This window comes from Sphingobacterium sp. InxBP1, from assembly GCF_026191775.1.
In the GTDB taxonomy this organism is placed as follows: Bacteria; Bacteroidota; Bacteroidia; order Sphingobacteriales; family Sphingobacteriaceae; genus Sphingobacterium; species Sphingobacterium thalpophilum.
Genome location: NZ_JAINDX010000049.1, coordinates 176,340 through 194,472 on the forward strand (window position 1 = coordinate 176,340; position 18,133 = coordinate 194,472).

Here is an 18,133-nt window from a genome sequence, read left to right on the forward strand (position 1 = left end):
TTAGATGGTGAGCGCAGATGATCGGCTGCACAGCATTTAAACATTATTGGACGTTAATTGTTGTCTTTATACTTGACGATAAAACCGATTATCATGATTGAAAACCATCTAAACCGTAGAAAGTTTATTCAAGGCACCGGTGCATTATTTACGTTATCGGCTTTGCAAGCGAAAGGTTTATCACTTACCCCTTCGAAGCGGATGAAAGTTGGGCTTATTGGAGCCGGCTGGTATGGAAAGAGCGATTTGTTTAGACTGATACAAGTTCGTGATGTGGATGTCGTTGCGGTTTGTGATGTAGACAAAAAACATCTGGAGGAGGCGGGGCAGCTCATCAGTAAAAAACAAGTATCTGGTCAGCATCCACAGTTATACCAAGATTATAGAGATATGCTTGCCGACCACCGACTGGACTTGGTTCTTATTGCTACGCCGGATCATTGGCATGCTAGGCAAGCGGTCGACGCTATACGCTCAGGTGCACATATTTATTTACAGAAACCAATCAGTGTTGATGTTCTCGAAGGCGAGGCTATACTGAGCTGTGCTCGAAAATATAACCGGAAAGTACAGGTAGGGACACAGCGGCGGAGTACTGCACATCTAATAAACGCAAAAGAGCGCGTAATTGATCAAGGACTGCTAGGTAAAATTTCCCATGTTGAGATGTGCTGTTATTATCACATGCGAAAGAACGGTAATCCTCCGCAACAGCCCATACCAGATTTTCTTGATTACGACATGTGGACAGGTCCAGCACCATTGCGGCCATATGACGGTCTGCCTCATGGTGGCTGGTGGCGTACATTTATGCAATATGGCAATGGCATTACGGGCGATATGGGTATGCATATGTTTGATACCGTCCGCTGGCTATTGCATTTGAAATGGCCAAAAAGAATTAGCGCGACAGGAGGGATATATGTACAGAAGAACGGGAAGTCGACCATAGCGGACACGCAGACTGCGATCTTTGAATACGAGGGTCTGAATTGTATATGGCAACACCGGACCTGGGGCAATGCGGCTGATCCCGAATATCCCTGGGCATTCATCATTTATGGAGACCGTGGTACGCTAAAAGGAAGTGTAATGAAATACGAATATATACCCACGGGAGAAGGGAGACCAATAAGGGGAGAGGTTGTATATGAAAGAGAAAAGTTCCCAGAAGATCTGCAAGAGCCGCGCATAGAGTTACATACAGCGCCCGCTACGCGGCAACATATGTTAGATCTTCTCTCGGCAATAGAAAATGACCATCTTCCGATAGCGGATATCGAAGAAGGGCATATATCCACCGCATGTTGTATATTGGCTAATTTGGCTATGCAACTGAATCGGCCTGTGCAATATGATCCGCATCGGAAGATATGTATCGGTGATCCGGAAGCTACGGCCTTGCTCCGGAGGCCCTACCGTGCCCCGTGGCAACACCCTTACGTATCGTAGCCAAGCGTCTTATCTGTTTAAGGTGCTGTATCACCTTTTTAGGTATTCCAAAATTGCAGCTGGGATAGGTTAAACACTAGCGATAATCGTTAGCAATATGCGTTATTATCGTGCTCCAGTATTCTTTTGCCTCTTTCCGCTGATTTTCATCTAGCAGCTGATCGATATGCACAGCAATGGTTGTTTTTTCGGGAGCTTGGCCTTGCACGAGTCTGATCTGAAGAGTTGCTTTATTTTTCCAGTTGTTTAGTTTCCATTTGGTCCGGACATGGGAATACGCTTTAAAAGTTGAGAAATCCGTGTCAACGCCTTCGTCCCATTTCGCTAGGCCATTTTCCGAAAACATATCATTCCAAATGTATTCCAACGGCGCGTTTACGGTCTTCCTGACGCCAAACTGCCAGCCTGCTGTTTTTGTTAAACCAATTTTTCTTTCCATAAGGACCATACTGATCTCTAAAATTACGTTTTTACGGTTATTTTTTAAAAAATATCATTGATATTCGTTTCGAATGCGCCAATCAATGTTGACATTGCCGCTTCTGTATAAGTAACCTCTTTTTCGTCAGAACTAGCTTTTAAAGAATGACGCGGAAAATTTTTAGAAAGCTTAGTCAAATTAGCTTTTTGGCAGCATCTTTGTTTTCGCTTTCCCAATCTGACATTAAAACTTCTGACATTAAAACTATGGAAACAGTATCCCGTATAATTATATTGACATTATGTTGTTCGTCCCTTCTGGCATCTTGTAGTAACAGTAAAAAAACAAACTTAATAGACAAAGATGGCAACTTGCATATATTGACCAGAGAGGGGGGGAAAATAATGGAACCGGGACCAAAGCAGATAATTGTGCGAGGCCGCGATACTGTCGTGACTATAGATGAAGCTGGGCAGAGAAAAATTTGGATATCCTCGGGCGCAACAAATATAGATACTACTAAAATTCAATATTACCTAAAGAAACGAAATGGAAATAATGTGAATATTTATCTTCTATCCCCAGCTGATCAAAGTCCGGTCAGGGTGACGATGTAGAGTAATTTACCATTAGGAGGAATTGATAGATGGCGCTATTAGGACTTCTTCTTAGGTACTTTAGCGCCTTCCTTTCTGGCTTCGGAAAGTCCTATGGCTACGGCTTGTTTTTTCGAAGTGACTTTTTTGCCGCTACCCGATTTTAATTTTCCTTCTTTCATCTCGTGCATCGTTTCTTCTACTTTCTCTGATGCTTTTTTTGAATATTTTGCCATAACAATATTTTTAAGTTGATGTTTGCATGTTACTGAGGTAACATCTTCGTTCGTAGAACGCTGTGGAGACAAGGATGGTTTGAAAAAATAATCGGCTTTTTTGATTTTATTGCATATCTAGGCAGGCTCACGTTACTCTTCGTCATATGTATGCGAGATTGGTCCATTCGCGTTGCTCATTAGTACACCTTCTACAACAGGATTGAGTACGAATTGTCCATCTGTGGTCCTTGCGATTGATTTTAACACATCAAAATCAAGAAAGAGCGTATTGATCTGACTAATGCTAATCTCAGCATCTATGGCCATTTTGACATCAATATATTTGTCTTTGTCAATTTTCAAGGGATGGCGTATACCGGCTGTCCAGACTTCATTTCCTTCGTTTGCTAATTCGAGTATTATTTCCTGAACTTTGCCCGTTGGCACATTTCCCTGTGCAATGACCGTATCTTTCTTTATCGAACTAATATTGAGTGGCTCTGTCGTTGATTGGAGAGTACCACTTCCAGACGAGGTACGTGTCCAGATTTTTTGTATGTTCAGATATACCGCATCATAATGATCTGAAGCATCCTTGAATCTGACGGTTAGGGAAGCATGGGGGGGCGACGGACTGTCGTCTTTATGACAACTGTAAAAAACAACAAATAGGGCTGCAACAAGAATAAATGCATTTGTAGACATAATAACTGAATGTAATAATTAGTTCTTTTTATTGAACAGCAGTTAGCAGCAAAGCGTTTGAAAAATTATTAAAATGTTCTGCCATCGAGAGGGGGCTGGCGATTTATGATTTTCCTTCCTGGGTTTATCTCGTTTAATTCTCAGAAATAATATCTTTTTTATAAATTTAAGGCTTAGAAACAAGGAATAACAATGTCATTAATAGATTTATCAAAACGCGTAGCGCTGGGAATAGATATCGGAGGTACCAATACGAAATTTGGCGTGGTCAATCATCGGGGTGAAGTACTTGAAAGAGGAAGTATAAAAACAGACGATTACGCAAGTGTCGAAGAGTTTATCGACGCGCTTTATGAAAAGGCCTACCCGTTAATTCAAATGGCCGGTGGTGAAACGAACTTTGACGGAATCGGAGTGGGTGCTCCCGATGCAAACTATTATACGGGGACCATAGACCATGCTCCCAATCTTCCCTGGAAAGGGGTAATTCACTTTAGTGACCTCATGACGGCCAAGTTTAATATTCCTTGTACAATTACCAATGATGCCAATGCCGCTGCTTATGGTGAAATGCTGTTTGGTGCTGCCCGTGGTATGAAGGACTTTATCATGATCACGTTAGGTACCGGAGTTGGGAGCGGTATTGTCGCTGGTGGTAAGCTTATTTATGGACATGACGGGTTTGCAGGAGAATTAGGACATACGATTGTCAAGCCCGGTGGAAGAAAACATTGGAGTACAGGCTCAGAGGGCAGTCTGGAGGCTTATGCTTCAGCGACCGGAATAACGATAACAGCAAAAAAAATGCGCGCTGAATTTCCCGAATCCATGTTGAATGATTATGCTGAAGATGCTATCAACTCCAAAACGGTACACGAATGCGCTTTGAAAGGGGACCCTATCGCCATAGAAGTATTCAGATACACAGGACAGAAGCTGGGGGAAGCACTGGCAAATTTTGTGATGTTTTCCTCTCCTGAGGCTATTTTACTGTTTGGCGGTGTCATCAAGGCCGGCGATTTTATTTTAAAACCAGCAAAATTACATATGGAAAGAAACCTTTTTCCTTTATTTCGAAATAAAGTTAAACTGGTCTTCAGTGAGCTCGAAGAGGCTGACGCCGCTATTCTTGGAGCAAGTGCTTTAGTTTGGGAAAAATAATCATGCATATCTTGTTTTAATAATATGTTCATTCTGACTCTAATCCTGTAGCCTATCCGATGACATATCTTTCAGCTCCAGTTCAATGATAGATCACCAGTCTATCTTAAATAATATTAAAAGGTGCATTGATCTGACCGACCATGAGCTTTCTGTATGCTACGTATAGAGGGGGATTCGAAAGGTGCCGATGGAGATGTAAAGCTAGCAAAAGAGCGGGGTTTGCCAATATACTATTCAATCGATGAAATCCCTTGGGCAGACCTGTAAAAAAAGCTTATTTCACTTTTGGCCAATACAGACTTATTATGATTAGGAACTTTTTCTGAAGTTAATTGTATTAAAAGAAGATTGTTATGACAGACTGTCCAACACGAATCTTATGATTGATTTTCAGAAAATTTTTACAGACGGTGTAGAACTGTCTTTTCTTGTCGAGATCGGGGCAAGAACAGTTATCATGTTTCTAATCATATTGGTTATTTTACGTCTTTCCGGAAGGAGGGGTGTTCGCCAATTAACGGTTTTTGAAGTGGCTATTATAATAAGCTTGGGTTCAGCCGCTGGTGACCCCATGTTTCAGGAAGATATACCGATTTTCTATGCGATCATTGTTTTTATATGTGTCATCTGTGTGTACAAAATAATCACCTGGCTTACCTCTAAATCGGAGAAGATTACCCAGTTGTTGGAAGGAAAGGTCCTACCGGTTGTAAAGGATGGCGTATTCGATATAAAGCATGAAAATGATAATACATTTTCCCGAATGGAGTTCTTTTCGGAATTAAGAAATTTAAATGTGGAACATCTCGGACAGGTTAAAGAAGGTGTCTTGGAAATCGATGGTACGTTAAGTGTGTTATTCTATCCGGACGAAGAGGTCAAGTACGGCCTGCCGCTATTCCCTTCCTCTTATAAAAGCGTAGATATCCGCACTTCTGAGGGGCCATTTGCATGCATGTATTGTGGGTATGTAATTTCCGGATTTGAAAATGATTCGGTAAGCTGTTCTCGCTGTCAGCGGAAACAATGGGCCAAAGCCTGCAAAAATAAACGGGTATAGGTTTTTTAATCTCCCAGGATCAGTCCACGATCCGGTAGCTGGATAGGTGCTGCTATTATGGCGCCTAATGTAATCATCACCGTCATTTCTGAAATAGTAAGCTGTCCCGCCATACGTTTGCCCATTCCTCGTATTACGAGTTGCAGCACAAAGAAAATGAGAAGTGATCGGAAGAGCACCTCCAAGAGAAATACGGCCGGCGCTTCGCCGATTAATATTCTTTGCCAATCTGTTAATCTATATTGTTCCATAAAGTTTAATTTATCCAGGATATGTCTACAGATATTGAGCCATGAGATCAGTATTTAATACGGAAGATAACGGAAAGAGTACGTTTGTTTATTGATAATTTTCACCTTATCGCTGTGACTTTTACAACTGTGTAGGAGGAGGCGAATGACATTCGACACAAAAAGTAAACGATTCGGCTACGCCCCTTGTTCAATATGAGTAAAACTTAGTGTTATTAACATTTCTAAACGTTGGATTATGAAAAATGAAACTGGAACAACGCCAAAGTTCAAAACGAAAGGTACAGCTACAGTTGAACCTGCACTTCAGGAACTTTTTATAGATGGGCTCATGGACCTCTATTGGGCAGAAAATCATCTTGTTAAATCGTTGCCAAAAATGATAAAGGCAGCCACGTCGACGGCGTTGGCAGCAACGATCGAAAATCATTTAAAAGAGACTGCAGGACATGTAGCCAGACTGGAACAGGTATTTAAATTACTGGACAAAGAAGCACTGGCTAAGAAATGTGATGCTATGGAAGGATTGACAAAGGAGGCGGAAGGTGTAATAGGAAGTACAGAAGCGGGGACAGCCACACGGGATGCTGGGATTATTTTAGCATCACAAAAAGTCGAGCATTATGAGATAGCGAGTTATTTGGGCTTGCTTCGTCTGGCGACGACATTGGGTCTAGATGAAGCGGTGGTACTACTGAAACAGACACTAACTGAGGAACAGACCGCGGATGCGCTATTGACTGAGGTTGCTGAAAATGAAATTAATTATATCGCTGCAGGCGAGTAAATATCAACAGTATCATGACGAAGAAAAGAGAGACCCAACCGAAACAGACCAAACAGCCGGAAAACGAAAAGATCAAAAGCTTAAATCAGCATATATCGGATGCGGCCGGCGAAAACATGACTACCGATCAAGGAGTCAAAATAAATGACGATCAAAACTCGCTGCGTGCTGGAGATCGCGGAGCTACTCTATTAGAGGACTTTATCTTTAGAGAAAAGATAACGCATTTCGATCATGAACGTATTCCTGAGCGCGTGGTACATGCCCGAGGCTCAGGTGCACATGGCGTTTTCAAGCTATATAAGCCTCTTGGGCATCTGACGAAAGCCGCATTTTTAAACGATACAGAAATAGAGACGCCTGTATTTGTGCGTTTTTCCACTGTCGCAGGCTCCAGAGGCTCTACCGATCTGGCACGGGATGTACGCGGGTTTGCAGTTAAATTCTATACGCAGGAGGGTAATTTCGATCTAGTGGGTAATAATATGCCCGTGTTCTTTATTCAGGATGCAATGAAATTTCCTGATCTGGTGCATGCTGTCAAGCCTGAACCGGACAACGAGATTCCACAAGCAGCTTCTGCCCATGATACCTTCTGGGATTTTATTTCCTTGATGCCCGAGTCCGCACATATGATCATGTGGTTGATGAGTGACCGAGCTATCCCGAGAAGTTATCGGATGATGGAGGGCTTTGGTGTACATACATTCCGTTTTATTAACGAAAAGGGCGAAGCGAACTTTGTAAAATTCCATTGGAAACCGTTATTGGGAGTACACTCGGTTGCGTGGGATGAAGCACAGAATATCTCAGGAAAGGATCCCGACTTCCACCGGCGGGATTTATGGGATGCGATTGAGAGTGGCGCTTTCCCAGAATACGAGTTGGGTGTACAGATAGTTCCTGAAGCCGATGAATTTAAGTTTGACTTTGATCTGCTGGACTCGACAAAAATTATCCCAGAAGAGCTAGTGCCCGTTCAACGGATAGGCAAAATGACACTGAACCGTAATCCCGATAATTTCTTTGCGGAGACAGAACAAGTCGCTTTCCATATTGGAAATGTTGTCCCCGGTATAGATTTTACCAACGATCCCCTACTTCAGGGAAGGCTATTTTCTTATACGGATACACAATTGATCCGATTAGGAGGGCCTAACTTTCATGAGATACCCATCAATCGGCCGATCAGTGCTTCCCATAACAACCAGCGTGATGGTTTTATGCGGCAGCGGATAGACAGAGGCAAGACAAGTTACGGGCCTAACTCGCTAGGCAATAATGATCCGGTTCAGGTAAAGGAAGCGCAGGGCGGGTTTACCAGCTATCAGGAACGTATTGATGCCAGGAAGGTTCGTGCACGAAGCGACAGCTTCCGTGATCATTTCAGTCAGGCAAGATTGTTTTACCATAGTCAGTCTGAGCCTGAGCAAAATCATATCATTGATGCGTTCAGCTTTGAACTCGGAAAGGTAAAGACCGTAGCTGTGCGGCAGCGTATGGTCGGTATATTATCCTTAATCGACAAAGGGCTGGCCGCTGGGGTTGCGTTTGCGTTAGGCCTCCAAATCCCTCAAGAACTCGAAAAGCCGATCAATCATAGTATTCCTGCAGATGGAGATCCCGCAGATTATGAACCTATACAGGTGGAAGGGAAGGTGAGGAAGTCTGAAGCTTTGAGTATGAAGAATACGATAAAAGACAGTATTGTCAGCCGCAAGATTGCTATCCTGGCGGCCGATGGCGTTAATGCGGCTTCTGTGATGGCTATTAGCGATGCGATCACCGGAGCTGGAGGTATTGTTCATGTCATTGCTCCTAAATTAGGTGAGATCATTGCATCGGATAATTCGAAAATAGCTGTGGAGGAAAGTTTTCTGACCGGAGCATCGGTGTTGTATGATGCCGTTTATGTACCGGGCGGGAAGAATAGTGTGGCTACGCTGGAAGCTGAAGCTAATGCAGTTCATTTTCTCAACGAAGCCTTTAAACATTGCAAAGCAATTGCTGCGGATAAGGAAGCTGTTCAGGTGTTGGAAGCTACTTATTTTTTCGATAAACTCCCCGAAGAATTTTCAGAGGAAACAGTGCTGGCTGAAGGTATAGTTGTCGAAGAGAACCCAGATGCTTTGGCCGATAAATTTATTAAAGCTATTGCACAGCACAGATTCTGGGACCGCGAAAAACCAAGGCAGGTTCCTGCTTAAAAAACGCAAAATTAGAAGCCCGCCAAAAAGCGGGCTTCGCTGTGAAGATAAACATCAGTTTTGCAAGATATCGATGGCTGCAACATTGCCCTGTTGTGCAGCCAGGTCCAAGACAGACAGGCCGCGGACATCGAGCAAGGCCTTATTTGCTCCGCTTTCGAGCAAGAGCTTGAGCACGTCGTTTCTGCCAAACATGGCTGCAAACATAAGCGCCGTCCCACCATTCCCATGCTGCATATTCAGGTTTGCTCCGAAACGTATGAGTAGTTCAGCAATATCCGTGTATCCTTTGAATGCTACCCCCATCAGCGCGGTATTGCCACCATTGTCCTGTGCGTTGACATCAGCTCCGGCTTCGAGCAGCAATTTTGCTGCTTCATACCTGTTGTTATAACAGGCTATTATCAGTGGCGTGTATCCCTTGGTGTCACGGCAGTTTACATCCGCGTTTTGCCGTATAAGTTCCTCCAGAACCTCCAGATTGCCCAGCCGGGCCGCGTGGATAATCACATGTGTCGTGTCTGTCATAAGATTAAATGTTGAGTGTTTTACAGTCCAAAGAGCTTACTTCGGTTATCTTCTAGATAACAGGAGCTACGGCATAAACGTTTGTAAAATTAAAGACTTTCGAGTGGGGCGTCAGTCAACATAGTATACACTTTACTCCAACATCGTTTAAAACGTGCCAGGCTTTGGCATATGAAAGGCACAATATTTGTATTGCTGATCCTTTGAAATATAAAAATTTCCATATGTATTCTATTCTAAGGTACAAGGCGACCAATTGTCGGGTCGGCTCGTGCCAGTACCTAATGTTATTTACAAATAAATTATACAGATGAAAAAGACCATTTTATTTTTTTTGTTTATATGTACTGCACTGTTGTCCAGAGCAGATCAGCTACAGGCATTGACACAGGCCCAGGCAGAGGCGGCAGTGACCTATCTTAAAAAAGAGCCCATTGTTATTTTGTGGTGCAGTTGCTGTGACAATGAAACTCCCAAAAAAGTCACTGTTAACGAAGTGTTTTATAAAAAAGACAGTGACGGCAAATATTACTCTGTGATCTTAAAGGGGAGGGATGACAGTGGGAACGAAGTGGAAGAGTATCTGGATCTCGCTTATGTGTTTGTGAAAAAAGGGAAAAAAGCGCGTAGCTTAGGTAAGGTGCTAAAATTTGAATGTGATCCTTGTACAAAGCCGTTTGACTGGGCGGTGTAGAAAGTAGCTAAGAAAGCAGGTTTAGGTATGATAAATAAGCTCATCATCTGGGATTCCAAATGGTGAGCTTTAGCAGCCTTATAAAATCTCTTTTTTGGGGCAACCATGTTCCAACAACTCAAAATAAAATGTTGACCCTTTATCTTTCACGCTTTCAACCTGAATGCGGGTGTTGTGGCTAAGGAGTATTTCCGCCACAAGATATAGGCCGATTCCGAAACCAGATATGGTAGTTGTATTAAGATTATCCACCCTGTAAAAGGGCTGAAATAACTTATTTTGATGATGTTTATCAATTCCGATGCCTTCATCACGTACATAAATACGCACTCGATTGCCCACCTTTTTACAGCCTATTGTTACGGTCCCACCAGAAGGAGAATATTTAATGGCGTTGCCGAGAAGGTTGGTCAATACCTGGCCGATTTTGTTGCGGTCAGCAAAAATTTCAATGGAAGCGTCGCAGGTCATCTCGATTTTGTGGTTGGTGGAGACTGTGTCAAAATCGTGTTTGCACTCTTCCATTAAAGAGGCCAGCTGAAAGCACGATTTATGGAGCTGGAGTTTTCCACCTTCGACTTCTGCCATACTTAAAAAATCCTGGATCATCCCCATCATCTTTTTTACTTGAATTTCAATTTTTTGTCCGATAGTATTACCGATCTGGCCAAATTTTTCCACATGTTTTTGCATAAGCTGTGCACTGAGCAGGACACTCGTTAGCGGAGTTTTAAGTTCATGGCTAGCCATAGATATAAAAGCATTTTTCCTTCGCTCTTCCTGTTTTTTTTCAGTGATATCCCTGGCAATTTTAGAGACTCCGATTATTTCTCCTCCTTCATTTTTAATAGGGGAAATGGTCAATGACAGGTCAATTAGTTTTCCGCTTTTTGTCCGGCGTACCGTTTCAAAATGTTTGATCGACTCACCTCTCCGCATTTGTGCTAAAATGTAGTCTTCCTCCTGCTGCCTGTCTTCTGGAATCAACGTCAAGATGGATCGGCCGATTATCTCGCTTGATCTATATCCGAATAGCTTCTCGGCAGCGTCGTTCCAGCTTGTGATGATGCCTGCTAATGTCTTTCCGATAATTGCATCATACGATGAATTGACAATTGCTGCCATTTCCGCACTTTTTGCGATCGCTTTTTTTTGATCTGTTATGTCCATTATTGTGCCGATTATTCTGCGGGATCTTTTTCCATCACTGAAGTAAGCGGCACCTTGCACTTTTACCCAAGCTGTTGAATACCTGTGATTTTTTACGATTCTGCCTGTAAATTCGAAATGTCCGTCGGAGCTACTGTCACTGAGTTGTTTGACGGGTTCAAATACTGAACTTCTGTCATCTACATGGACGATGTCTAAGAGGTTGTCAGCATAAATCGCATCTGTCCCTATGCCCAGGATATCCTTCGACCGCTCAGAAAGATACACCATATTGCTTTCTGAATCCCAGTCCCAAGTTCCGAGCCCTGTTGCAGCCATCGCCAAGCGTAACCGTTCTTCCTTTTCTTCGAGCAGAACTGTCAGTTTATTTTTTCTCTCTTCAGCCAGCATTGCTGCCGTTACATCTTTGGTAAAACACATGGAATGAACAAATTCGCCATTTTTGATCAAGGCGCTGGAGTTAATGATCACATGTCTGAGCGATCCGTCTTTACATTTGAGGACGGCAGGATAGTCATTGACCCGTTCATTATCGGCTAATAACTGAAGGATCTCGGCAATAATATCTTGGTCTTGATGAAAATCCTGTATCTTTGCACCGATATACTCTTCCTTCTCATAACCAAGCAATTCAAGTTCGGCCTTATTAGCCCACACGATAATACCTTCTCCATTCACCCAATGAAGAGGCATGGACGCGTTTTCAATAAACTCGGAAAGTTCCGACACTTTTTGTTTTAGTTGAGCATTCTCTTGATTTAACTGTAATATTCGATCTTCAGGCGTCATATCTTTTATCTGGTATCAAACACAATTCTAAACGGATAAAGGTATTGATTATTTATTTGTCATTACCTGTTCTTAGCCTCATTTTTATATGCGATATATACCTAAAGTACGGATTTGAACTTGCTTATATGGCTGAATCCCTCACTGCTCTTTTCAATGGAACGGCAGAGGTTTAAAGTCGACCTCCACCGTCGTGTGGTGATCAGAAGGTTTTCTGGTTAATCTTTATTAAAACTAAAACGGCGGGCAATGCTGAATCCCCATCGGAATTGGCCTTTGCTCCAGGTACTATTGGTCTCACTGATAAATTGGGATTCCTGAATGGCCGTCGCATTGGTAAAATTAAGATGGAAGATATGACCTCCCGTATCCATCTCAAGACCGACACCTAGCGCATTGTAATAAGGCTGGCCGGTTAGGTCCTCGCGATATTGTTTGGACGACGACTTCCGGAAAGGGAATATATAGTCGGCAACAAGCGCGACACGGTTGCTGATTTTCGCCCGTCCACCTACGCCCAGAGCAAAAAGGTCATTTTGGTCGTTGTAAGCAGTATAGTTGCGATGCAGGTAGGATGGAACTAAGGACAATGATAATTTTGAGCTAAATTTTCTGGCAATGATCAGTTGGGTTACATAACTTAACCGGTCACTAAAATGCCCAAAACTTGCTGCCGAATGCTGATCTTCGGCAGCCTGCATGGCAGACACCGTCGTACTTCCAAACAGTGCAACAGATACAGGAATACTATTATCAACGGTTTGGTCTAAAAAACGGTATTTTACATTGGCTTCATAAAGTTGTCTGACTTCCGTCGCTCCCTTTGCCCGGGCGATGCCGACATTGAGATTGTCCAGCAGGCCGTAATCAAAGCCTATTCTAATATCTGTTGAGTTGTCTAGCCCAAAAAAATTTTTTACACCACCAGCATTTCCGGCAATATCGCCAAAACGATGGTCGACCCTAAAATCCATTTCTTTGCGATGAATTGTTTCGGTTGTCTTTAAGTTGATGAGGTTGCCAGATTTAAATGTTGAAGTTACTTTTTCGTTTTTCGATGCCGCTATCGATATGAGCTTATCAAGGTCTTCTTGAGCGAAAGTTCTTGCCGAAAGGAGGCACAGGCCAATCCATAGTATATTTCTCATGTTCGCTGTGTTGTATTTTTACTGTTGTTTGTAAAGCGCATTCACGCTGACTTTTACCACTTCGGCTATTTTTTTTCCCACGATAGATGGGATACTGATTTTATGGTCTGCAAGCTTAAGCTGAAAATTGGCTGACGCCTTTATTATGTGGTCTTTAACATGGAATACGACCATAGTGGTGTAAGGTTTTGCGACTCCGTGTGTCTGGAGTGTGCCTGATACGTTGAGCGTATAGCTTCCGTCTTTCGTCAGTTTTTGTGCCCCTTCGACCTTACCCTTAAATTCAGTAATAGGGTATTTTTCACTCTCCATGTAGTTTTCGTTAAAGTGTTCTTGCATCAGCTTCTTATCGAACTGGAAAGAGGTGTTTTTTACCCGAAAGATGATATCTCCCGTGCTGATATTCATTGCCGAAACAGCAAGGCTGCTTTTTGCTTCGATGTCTTCTAAGGGAGCTTTACTAAAGAAGGCGATATCTGCATCCTTTGCTATAAATGAGCTTGTTTGTTGTGCAAACGTTGTCATCTTAAGGAACAAAAGCAGGATAAATGTGTATATGTTAATCTTCTTCATAGTGTTGGTGTTATTTTTCCGGTGTATTGCGTTTAATCCAGGCATCTAGAAGTTCTAATTCTTTCATGGTCAGCGACCGGCCTATGGGCATGGATTTGGTGATCAATACGGCGTTATTAATTTTTTCAATATTGTCTTTGACCGAAGTGTAGCCGCTGAACGCCCATCGGGCACTGGCAGGACGACCAGTACCATGACAGGAACCGCAATTGGTTTCAAAAAGGGCCTTGACAAAATTGTCATACGAGACATTTGCTGTTGTGACCGTTTCGTTTTCACCTCCAGGGTCGGGCGTAAGTTCTTCCGCTTGCTTCTTAGTACAACCTTCGAGTGTGATGATGGAAGCTATTATCAAGACGACAATCGTCGTTAAACTGTAGTTGCGTCGATGATTTCGTTTTAATGGTAAAGTTTGGGCGTTCATCATTCCTTATGCTAACTTTTAATTCAATTAATTTGTGGGCGCCGTTGTCGTCGTGTTGTTCAAAACCGGCCAGATACCTGGTTTCGGAAAGCTGACTCCTTTATTGTCTCCACGTTGCTGATCCTGACCAAAATAATATAATGGCCAACCTTTATATGTCAATTGTTTCCTTCCGAATACGTTGATAACAGCCATATCATCTGTCCTCAACAGTGAGGGTAACGAGTCAGTCTCGTTTTGAAAAATTGGCCAGAGAGCGTCATTGCTAAAATCTGAAGCTGTATAGGTGTTTTTATTGAATTTATCGGGTTTGAAGGCATAAAGTGTCCTACCTTTATCGTCGGTGAGGTAGCTGGTTGGCCCTGTGCCCTCGCTATAATCTCCCAAATAATTCTTTCCGTCATGTCCAATTAGCTGGCCATTGGCAATCATTAATACATAATCGGGTTTTGCAACATACCAGATTTTATTCATAGCATCGCCGTTAACCTGGCCAACCTGACTATCACCGGCGTAATAATACAGCGGCCAACCTTTAAATGTGCTTTGTTTGGCCCCATCTTCCCGAGTGATTTCACCAATCAGATTCTTGTCAAGTTTCAGGTCAGTACTTGTTTGGCTACTGTAATAAACCGGCCAGGTGGCCAAACAATTGCCCTTACACGTTGAGGTAGCCTTTGTGTCGTTGGAAAAGAAGTAGAGGGTTTTGCCTTCTGCGTCTGTTAATATGTTGCCGAAGCGGCTATTGGCAACGACCTGTATGCCTCCGGGCTGAACTTTATCCTGCTCTTCATCTTTGGAGCAAGAGAAAAAGAAAAACAGCGCTAAAATTGTTAAAGCGGTTTTTGTGACATTTTTTTCGTTCGTTTTCATTGGTGTTACGTTTTGAGATATTACGATAGATTACAGGCGGAGGTTGCCTTGGCGGAGGAAAGAAAAAAAATATTTTTTACAGGCAACCTTTGGTGGTATCTGATCGTATTAGACTTAATACTATATTTATCAAAAGAAAGCAGCAATATCGAGTGGCGATAACAGGAGTTGACGAAAAATCTATCCATATTATTAAAGGATGCATCAATGGGGACCGTAGATCTCAAAAAGATCTTTATACTATTTATTATCCAATAGCTTTGGGGATATGTCTGCGTTATTCTGATAATAAAGAGGATGCTATTGGCATATTAAACGACGGCTTTTTCAAGGTTTTTAAACATATTGACAAATACGATTATCAAAAGCCCTTCTCCGTGTGGATAAAAAAAATCATGACAAATACGGCAATAGATTTTTACCGTGCAAAAATACGACAAGGTATATCTTTAGATATTACCATGTATGAGCATACTATTGTTGATCATGACTCGATTAGCCACAAATTGGACTACGAGGATTTGTTGGCGATGGTACATCAGCTCCCACCTGCCTATAGAACGGTTTTCAACCTCTATGCTATTGACGGTTATGGACATGAAGAAATCAGCGATATGTTGGGCATCGCGATCGGAACATCCAAATCGAATCTGCATAAAGCAAGGAGCCGTCTAGCTGAAATGGTGAAGATTCGGGGTGCTATACGTGGTAAGACTGAGGAGAAAACATAATGGAAAAGGATAAAAATAAAATTGACGAAATTTTTAGGGAAGGTCTAAGTAACGCCAAATTTGACTTTAATGAATCACATTGGCAGAAACTAGAGGATAGGTTGAACGAGAAACGCCATGAAAGAAGGAAAAACATGGCTGTATTACTGGTACTAGGGGCTGCCGTAGCGGCTGTTTTTGCTTTGTTTTTTATTTGGAAAAGTGATCAATTTCAACTGGAGTCTTTATCGGACGCCAATAAGGGTAGTATAGCCCAACAGAAAGCAACTTCTAAAAAAGAAACGAACAGCTCAACAGAAGTAGGCGTCAAACAAAAAGAGGAAACCCGATTTCCGCCGAAAGATGATCGCAATATAGCATTTCAAAATCCAATAGAGCTCCATGATTGGAAACAAATTAATAGCGTGCGGCTCGTCACCGGAAAACCTTCTCAAATGACGAGCATTGCTATGAATAGTATTGTAACAATTCCCAAAATGAATGGTCGATTAAAGCCCCTATCCCAGCTGGTCGTGCAGATACATCGTGACGATGCAATAGAAGAGCGGCCAGACCTGTCTTATCAACCAAAAGGTATGGATGTATTAGCTAAACCACAAGGAGAACGCCCTATGATCAGTCTGCTAGCAGGCCCTGATCTGACGAGCGTCAGGGGAGCTGGAAACTCTTCAGTTAGTGAAAACATCGGTTTGGCTTATTCTTATCCCTTGGCAAAAGGTTTACACATTTCCGTTGGGGCAACCTACGCCAAGAAGAATTATAAGTCAGCATATAGATTTTATTCGCCATCCAATCCGCCGGAGATGACACAGGTGCCAAGCAGTGTCAGTGCTGTATGTGACGTTATTGATGTGCCTTTAACAGCAAACTATACTGTTTTGCGTAATAAAAAGTTAAAATTTAATGTTAGTGCGGGCCTTTCAAGTTATTTCATGTTGAAGGAAAAGTATACATTTGATTATGAAGGTGGGGGTAATTATGGGGACAGTAAAAAAAGTGGAGTGTATGAAGTTGTTGGAGAAAATCAACATATTTTTGGCGTAGCGGATTTTTCGGTATCCATTGAGCGGAAAATTAGCGACAAGGTGAATGTGGGTGTCAAACCGTTTGTTAAATTGCCTTTGACAGGCATTGGATATGGGAATGTGGACCTTGAATCCAAGGGGGTGGCCTTTACTTTAGGTGTGAGCCTTTAAAGTATTGTTACGTCATTTTGCAACGCTGCACTATCTGTGATTGTTATTCTCCTTCTATTTCTTTCATGACACGGCTGACCATTGCGTCGCAATACACAAGGTTGAACTCATAGAGCTCCATGGGGGCATATGATTTTTCAAGTTCTTTGCGCAGTATTGCTTTTGCTCTATTGAGCCGGACTTTGACGTTAATTTCACTAATATCAAGTACCTTGGCTGTTTCGGATACGTTCAGCCCATTTATTTCACGTAGTGAAAAGACCAAGCGGTACTTCTCCGGTATTCTTTCCACCGCCTGTTCGATAACCTTTCCCAACTCCCGGTTATACACCTGGCGATAGGTATCACTGTCTGCATTATTAAACATAGGAAGTACGTTTTCATTGATATTGTCTTGAGCAAGTTCGTTTTTGTAGCTGGACCTTTGCTTCTTTTTGTAGCAGTTATTTAACATGATTCGAATAAGCCAAGTCTTTATGTCAGCCTGTTGTTTAAACTGATGTAGATTCCTGAAGGCATCGACATAAGTATCCTGCATCAGATCCTGAGTGGTTTCATGATCATACCTATAAGACCGGCCAATTCTATACAAGTATGGGTTGAATCGCCTTACGATCAACTCGTAAAGCGATTTTTCTCCAAGCAGGATTCTTGATATAATTTCCTTGTCGTGCAGCTGTCCGTTATTTTGTTTCATGTTATTTTATAGTCCTGGACAATTGGGATATCGAAAAAGCTGCAATCGCCATGACCAGATCCCTGACAGCAACGTCCACAAAATTAAAACTCATTAATAGAGATAAGGCGATAGCGACTAGCCAAAGAGCCACAATCAAACCACCTATGTGCGGATTTTTTAAAACGATCAGGCCGGCCGCGATTTCAATCGTACCAACGACTTTCATGAAAATCCCCGTTGAGAATGGCAACACCGCCGCAATAGCGGGGTTGAGATATTGGTCCCATTCGGTCAATAAGTTCATGAACTTATCTGCACCGGCGACAATAGGTACGATAATAAAAGTGTACTTCAACAAATGGAAGACCCGTTTCTGTGTTTTGATTGCTGTATTTTCCATAACGCTATCTTATTATTACTTTTCCTATTAGAGTATGCAGCCCAAGAAATAGTTACAGCGAGGACAT

20 protein-coding genes are annotated in these 18,133 nt (G+C 42.4%); 8 read left to right on the forward strand and 12 right to left on the reverse strand.

Annotated elements, in window-relative coordinates; translation table 11 throughout:
• Nucleotides 1-93: 93 nt before the first annotated feature.
• On the forward strand, nucleotides 94-1,452 hold the full coding sequence (locus K7A41_RS20810) for a Gfo/Idh/MocA family protein (RefSeq protein ID WP_265715321.1): 1,359 nt from the start codon (nucleotides 94-96) through the stop codon (nucleotides 1,450-1,452).
• Nucleotides 1,453-1,528: 76 nt separating this feature from the next.
• Here the strand turns inward: K7A41_RS20810 and K7A41_RS20815 are convergent, their stop codons facing one another.
• The 3 genes from K7A41_RS20815 to K7A41_RS20825 all read right to left on the reverse strand — a co-directional run bounded on the left by K7A41_RS20815 (nucleotide 1,529) and on the right by K7A41_RS20825 (nucleotide 3,392).
• On the reverse strand, nucleotides 1,529-1,891 hold the full coding sequence (locus K7A41_RS20815; protein WP_265715322.1) for a hypothetical protein: 363 nt from the start codon (nucleotides 1,889-1,891) through the stop codon (nucleotides 1,529-1,531).
• Between the two features lie 637 nt (nucleotides 1,892-2,528).
• A complete protein-coding gene (locus tag K7A41_RS20820) occupies nucleotides 2,529-2,705 on the reverse strand; it encodes a DUF6496 domain-containing protein (protein WP_162835072.1) in 177 nt (58 codons plus the stop codon).
• Between the two features lie 132 nt (nucleotides 2,706-2,837).
• A complete protein-coding gene (locus K7A41_RS20825; RefSeq protein WP_265715325.1) occupies nucleotides 2,838-3,392 on the reverse strand; it encodes a DUF4382 domain-containing protein in 555 nt (184 codons plus the stop codon).
• 192 nt (nucleotides 3,393-3,584) lie between these two features.
• Here K7A41_RS20825 and K7A41_RS20830 point away from each other — a divergent pair, with 192 nt between their 5' ends.
• Nucleotides 3,585-4,553, forward strand: coding sequence for an ROK family protein (locus K7A41_RS20830; protein ID WP_028070116.1), 969 nt, complete (start codon nucleotides 3,585-3,587; stop codon nucleotides 4,551-4,553).
• Nucleotides 4,554-4,935: 382 nt separating this feature from the next.
• Nucleotides 4,936-5,616, forward strand: coding sequence for a DUF421 domain-containing protein (locus K7A41_RS20835; protein WP_037533351.1), 681 nt, complete (start codon nucleotides 4,936-4,938; stop codon nucleotides 5,614-5,616).
• Nucleotides 5,617-5,621: 5 nt separating this feature from the next.
• Here the strand turns inward: K7A41_RS20835 and K7A41_RS20840 are convergent, their stop codons facing one another.
• Entirely contained in the window at nucleotides 5,622-5,867 is a 246-nt protein-coding gene (locus K7A41_RS20840) for a hypothetical protein (protein ID WP_265715327.1), read from the reverse strand.
• A 238-nt stretch (nucleotides 5,868-6,105) separates the two neighbouring features.
• Between K7A41_RS20840 and K7A41_RS20845 the strand changes: the two genes are divergently transcribed.
• Together K7A41_RS20845 and K7A41_RS20850 are read left to right on the forward strand one after the other, a co-directional pair.
• Complete coding sequence (locus tag K7A41_RS20845) at nucleotides 6,106-6,654, forward strand: ferritin-like domain-containing protein (protein ID WP_265715328.1); 549 nt, start codon at nucleotides 6,106-6,108, stop codon at nucleotides 6,652-6,654.
• 14 nt (nucleotides 6,655-6,668) lie between these two features.
• On the forward strand, nucleotides 6,669-8,861 hold the full coding sequence (locus K7A41_RS20850) for a catalase (RefSeq protein ID WP_265715329.1): 2,193 nt from the start codon (nucleotides 6,669-6,671) through the stop codon (nucleotides 8,859-8,861).
• 54 nt (nucleotides 8,862-8,915) lie between these two features.
• Here the strand turns inward: K7A41_RS20850 and K7A41_RS20855 are convergent, their stop codons facing one another.
• Nucleotides 8,916-9,389: an ankyrin repeat domain-containing protein gene (locus tag K7A41_RS20855; protein WP_265715330.1), complete on the reverse strand. Its 474-nt coding sequence runs from the start codon at nucleotides 9,387-9,389 to the stop codon at nucleotides 8,916-8,918.
• A gap of 310 nt (nucleotides 9,390-9,699) precedes the next feature.
• Between K7A41_RS20855 and K7A41_RS20860 the strand changes: the two genes are divergently transcribed.
• Nucleotides 9,700-10,083 (forward strand): hypothetical protein, encoded by a 384-nt coding sequence (locus K7A41_RS20860; RefSeq protein WP_265715332.1) that lies wholly within the window; start codon nucleotides 9,700-9,702, stop codon nucleotides 10,081-10,083.
• Between the two features lie 78 nt (nucleotides 10,084-10,161).
• Here the strand turns inward: K7A41_RS20860 and K7A41_RS20865 are convergent, their stop codons facing one another.
• From K7A41_RS20865 to K7A41_RS20885, 5 genes are all read right to left on the reverse strand, one after another.
• Complete coding sequence (locus K7A41_RS20865) at nucleotides 10,162-12,042, reverse strand: PAS domain S-box protein (RefSeq protein ID WP_265715333.1); 1,881 nt, start codon at nucleotides 12,040-12,042, stop codon at nucleotides 10,162-10,164.
• Nucleotides 12,043-12,260: 218 nt separating this feature from the next.
• The gene (locus K7A41_RS20870) at nucleotides 12,261-13,190 is read right to left on the reverse strand and encodes a DUF5777 family beta-barrel protein (protein ID WP_265715335.1); all 930 of its coding nucleotides are present in this window, start codon (nucleotides 13,188-13,190) and stop codon (nucleotides 12,261-12,263) included.
• Nucleotides 13,191-13,208: 18 nt separating this feature from the next.
• Nucleotides 13,209-13,763: a YceI family protein gene (locus K7A41_RS20875; protein ID WP_028070125.1), complete on the reverse strand. Its 555-nt coding sequence runs from the start codon at nucleotides 13,761-13,763 to the stop codon at nucleotides 13,209-13,211.
• Nucleotides 13,764-13,773: 10 nt separating this feature from the next.
• Nucleotides 13,774-14,190 (reverse strand): c-type cytochrome, encoded by a 417-nt coding sequence (locus K7A41_RS20880; RefSeq protein ID WP_265715336.1) that lies wholly within the window; start codon nucleotides 14,188-14,190, stop codon nucleotides 13,774-13,776.
• A gap of 24 nt (nucleotides 14,191-14,214) precedes the next feature.
• Nucleotides 14,215-15,060 (reverse strand): hypothetical protein, encoded by an 846-nt coding sequence (locus tag K7A41_RS20885; RefSeq protein ID WP_265715337.1) that lies wholly within the window; start codon nucleotides 15,058-15,060, stop codon nucleotides 14,215-14,217.
• Between the two features lie 152 nt (nucleotides 15,061-15,212).
• On the opposite strand from K7A41_RS20885, the gene K7A41_RS20890 reads away from it, so the two are divergent.
• Nucleotides 15,213-15,791 (forward strand): RNA polymerase sigma factor, encoded by a 579-nt coding sequence (locus tag K7A41_RS20890; protein WP_265715339.1) that lies wholly within the window; start codon nucleotides 15,213-15,215, stop codon nucleotides 15,789-15,791.
• Complete coding sequence (locus tag K7A41_RS20895) at nucleotides 15,791-16,987, forward strand: hypothetical protein (RefSeq protein WP_265715340.1); 1,197 nt, start codon at nucleotides 15,791-15,793, stop codon at nucleotides 16,985-16,987. The genes K7A41_RS20890 and K7A41_RS20895 overlap by 1 nt, the downstream gene beginning before the upstream one ends.
• A gap of 43 nt (nucleotides 16,988-17,030) precedes the next feature.
• On the opposite strand, the gene K7A41_RS20900 is transcribed toward K7A41_RS20895, so the two are convergent.
• Nucleotides 17,031-17,684, reverse strand: a complete 654-nt coding sequence (locus K7A41_RS20900; protein ID WP_265715341.1) for a sigma-70 family RNA polymerase sigma factor — start codon at nucleotides 17,682-17,684, stop codon at nucleotides 17,031-17,033.
• 1 nt (nucleotide 17,685) lies between these two features.
• Nucleotides 17,686-18,066: a hypothetical protein gene (locus tag K7A41_RS20905; RefSeq protein ID WP_265715342.1), complete on the reverse strand. Its 381-nt coding sequence runs from the start codon at nucleotides 18,064-18,066 to the stop codon at nucleotides 17,686-17,688.
• Nucleotides 18,067-18,133: the final 67 nt, after the last annotated feature.

Bases quoted from the DNA above. Each gene is read 5' to 3' on its own strand.
- K7A41_RS20870 (WP_265715335.1), bottom strand. From the start codon at position 13,190: ATGAGAAATATACTATGGATTGGCCTGTGCCTCCTTTCGGCAAGAACT.
- K7A41_RS20835 (WP_037533351.1), top strand. From the start codon at position 4,936: ATGATTGATTTTCAGAAAATTTTTACAGACGGTGTAGAACTGTCTTTT.
- K7A41_RS20845 (WP_265715328.1), top strand. From the start codon at position 6,106: ATGAAAAATGAAACTGGAACAACGCCAAAGTTCAAAACGAAAGGTACA.
- K7A41_RS20810 (WP_265715321.1), top strand. From the start codon at position 94: ATGATTGAAAACCATCTAAACCGTAGAAAGTTTATTCAAGGCACCGGT.
- K7A41_RS20840 (WP_265715327.1), bottom strand. From the start codon at position 5,867: ATGGAACAATATAGATTAACAGATTGGCAAAGAATATTAATCGGCGAA.
- K7A41_RS20905 (WP_265715342.1), bottom strand. From the start codon at position 18,066: ATGGAAAATACAGCAATCAAAACACAGAAACGGGTCTTCCATTTGTTG.
- K7A41_RS20825 (WP_265715325.1), bottom strand. From the start codon at position 3,392: ATGTCTACAAATGCATTTATTCTTGTTGCAGCCCTATTTGTTGTTTTT.
- K7A41_RS20865 (WP_265715333.1), bottom strand. From the start codon at position 12,042: ATGACGCCTGAAGATCGAATATTACAGTTAAATCAAGAGAATGCTCAA.
- K7A41_RS20880 (WP_265715336.1), bottom strand. From the start codon at position 14,190: ATGATGAACGCCCAAACTTTACCATTAAAACGAAATCATCGACGCAAC.
- K7A41_RS20885 (WP_265715337.1), bottom strand. From the start codon at position 15,060: ATGAAAACGAACGAAAAAAATGTCACAAAAACCGCTTTAACAATTTTA.
- K7A41_RS20860 (WP_265715332.1), top strand. From the start codon at position 9,700: ATGAAAAAGACCATTTTATTTTTTTTGTTTATATGTACTGCACTGTTG.
- K7A41_RS20830 (WP_028070116.1), top strand. From the start codon at position 3,585: ATGTCATTAATAGATTTATCAAAACGCGTAGCGCTGGGAATAGATATC.
- K7A41_RS20855 (WP_265715330.1), bottom strand. From the start codon at position 9,389: ATGACAGACACGACACATGTGATTATCCACGCGGCCCGGCTGGGCAAT.
- K7A41_RS20850 (WP_265715329.1), top strand. From the start codon at position 6,669: ATGACGAAGAAAAGAGAGACCCAACCGAAACAGACCAAACAGCCGGAA.
- K7A41_RS20875 (WP_028070125.1), bottom strand. From the start codon at position 13,763: ATGAAGAAGATTAACATATACACATTTATCCTGCTTTTGTTCCTTAAG.
- K7A41_RS20820 (WP_162835072.1), bottom strand. From the start codon at position 2,705: ATGGCAAAATATTCAAAAAAAGCATCAGAGAAAGTAGAAGAAACGATG.
- K7A41_RS20815 (WP_265715322.1), bottom strand. From the start codon at position 1,891: ATGGAAAGAAAAATTGGTTTAACAAAAACAGCAGGCTGGCAGTTTGGC.
- K7A41_RS20895 (WP_265715340.1), top strand. From the start codon at position 15,791: ATGGAAAAGGATAAAAATAAAATTGACGAAATTTTTAGGGAAGGTCTA.
- K7A41_RS20900 (WP_265715341.1), bottom strand. From the start codon at position 17,684: ATGAAACAAAATAACGGACAGCTGCACGACAAGGAAATTATATCAAGA.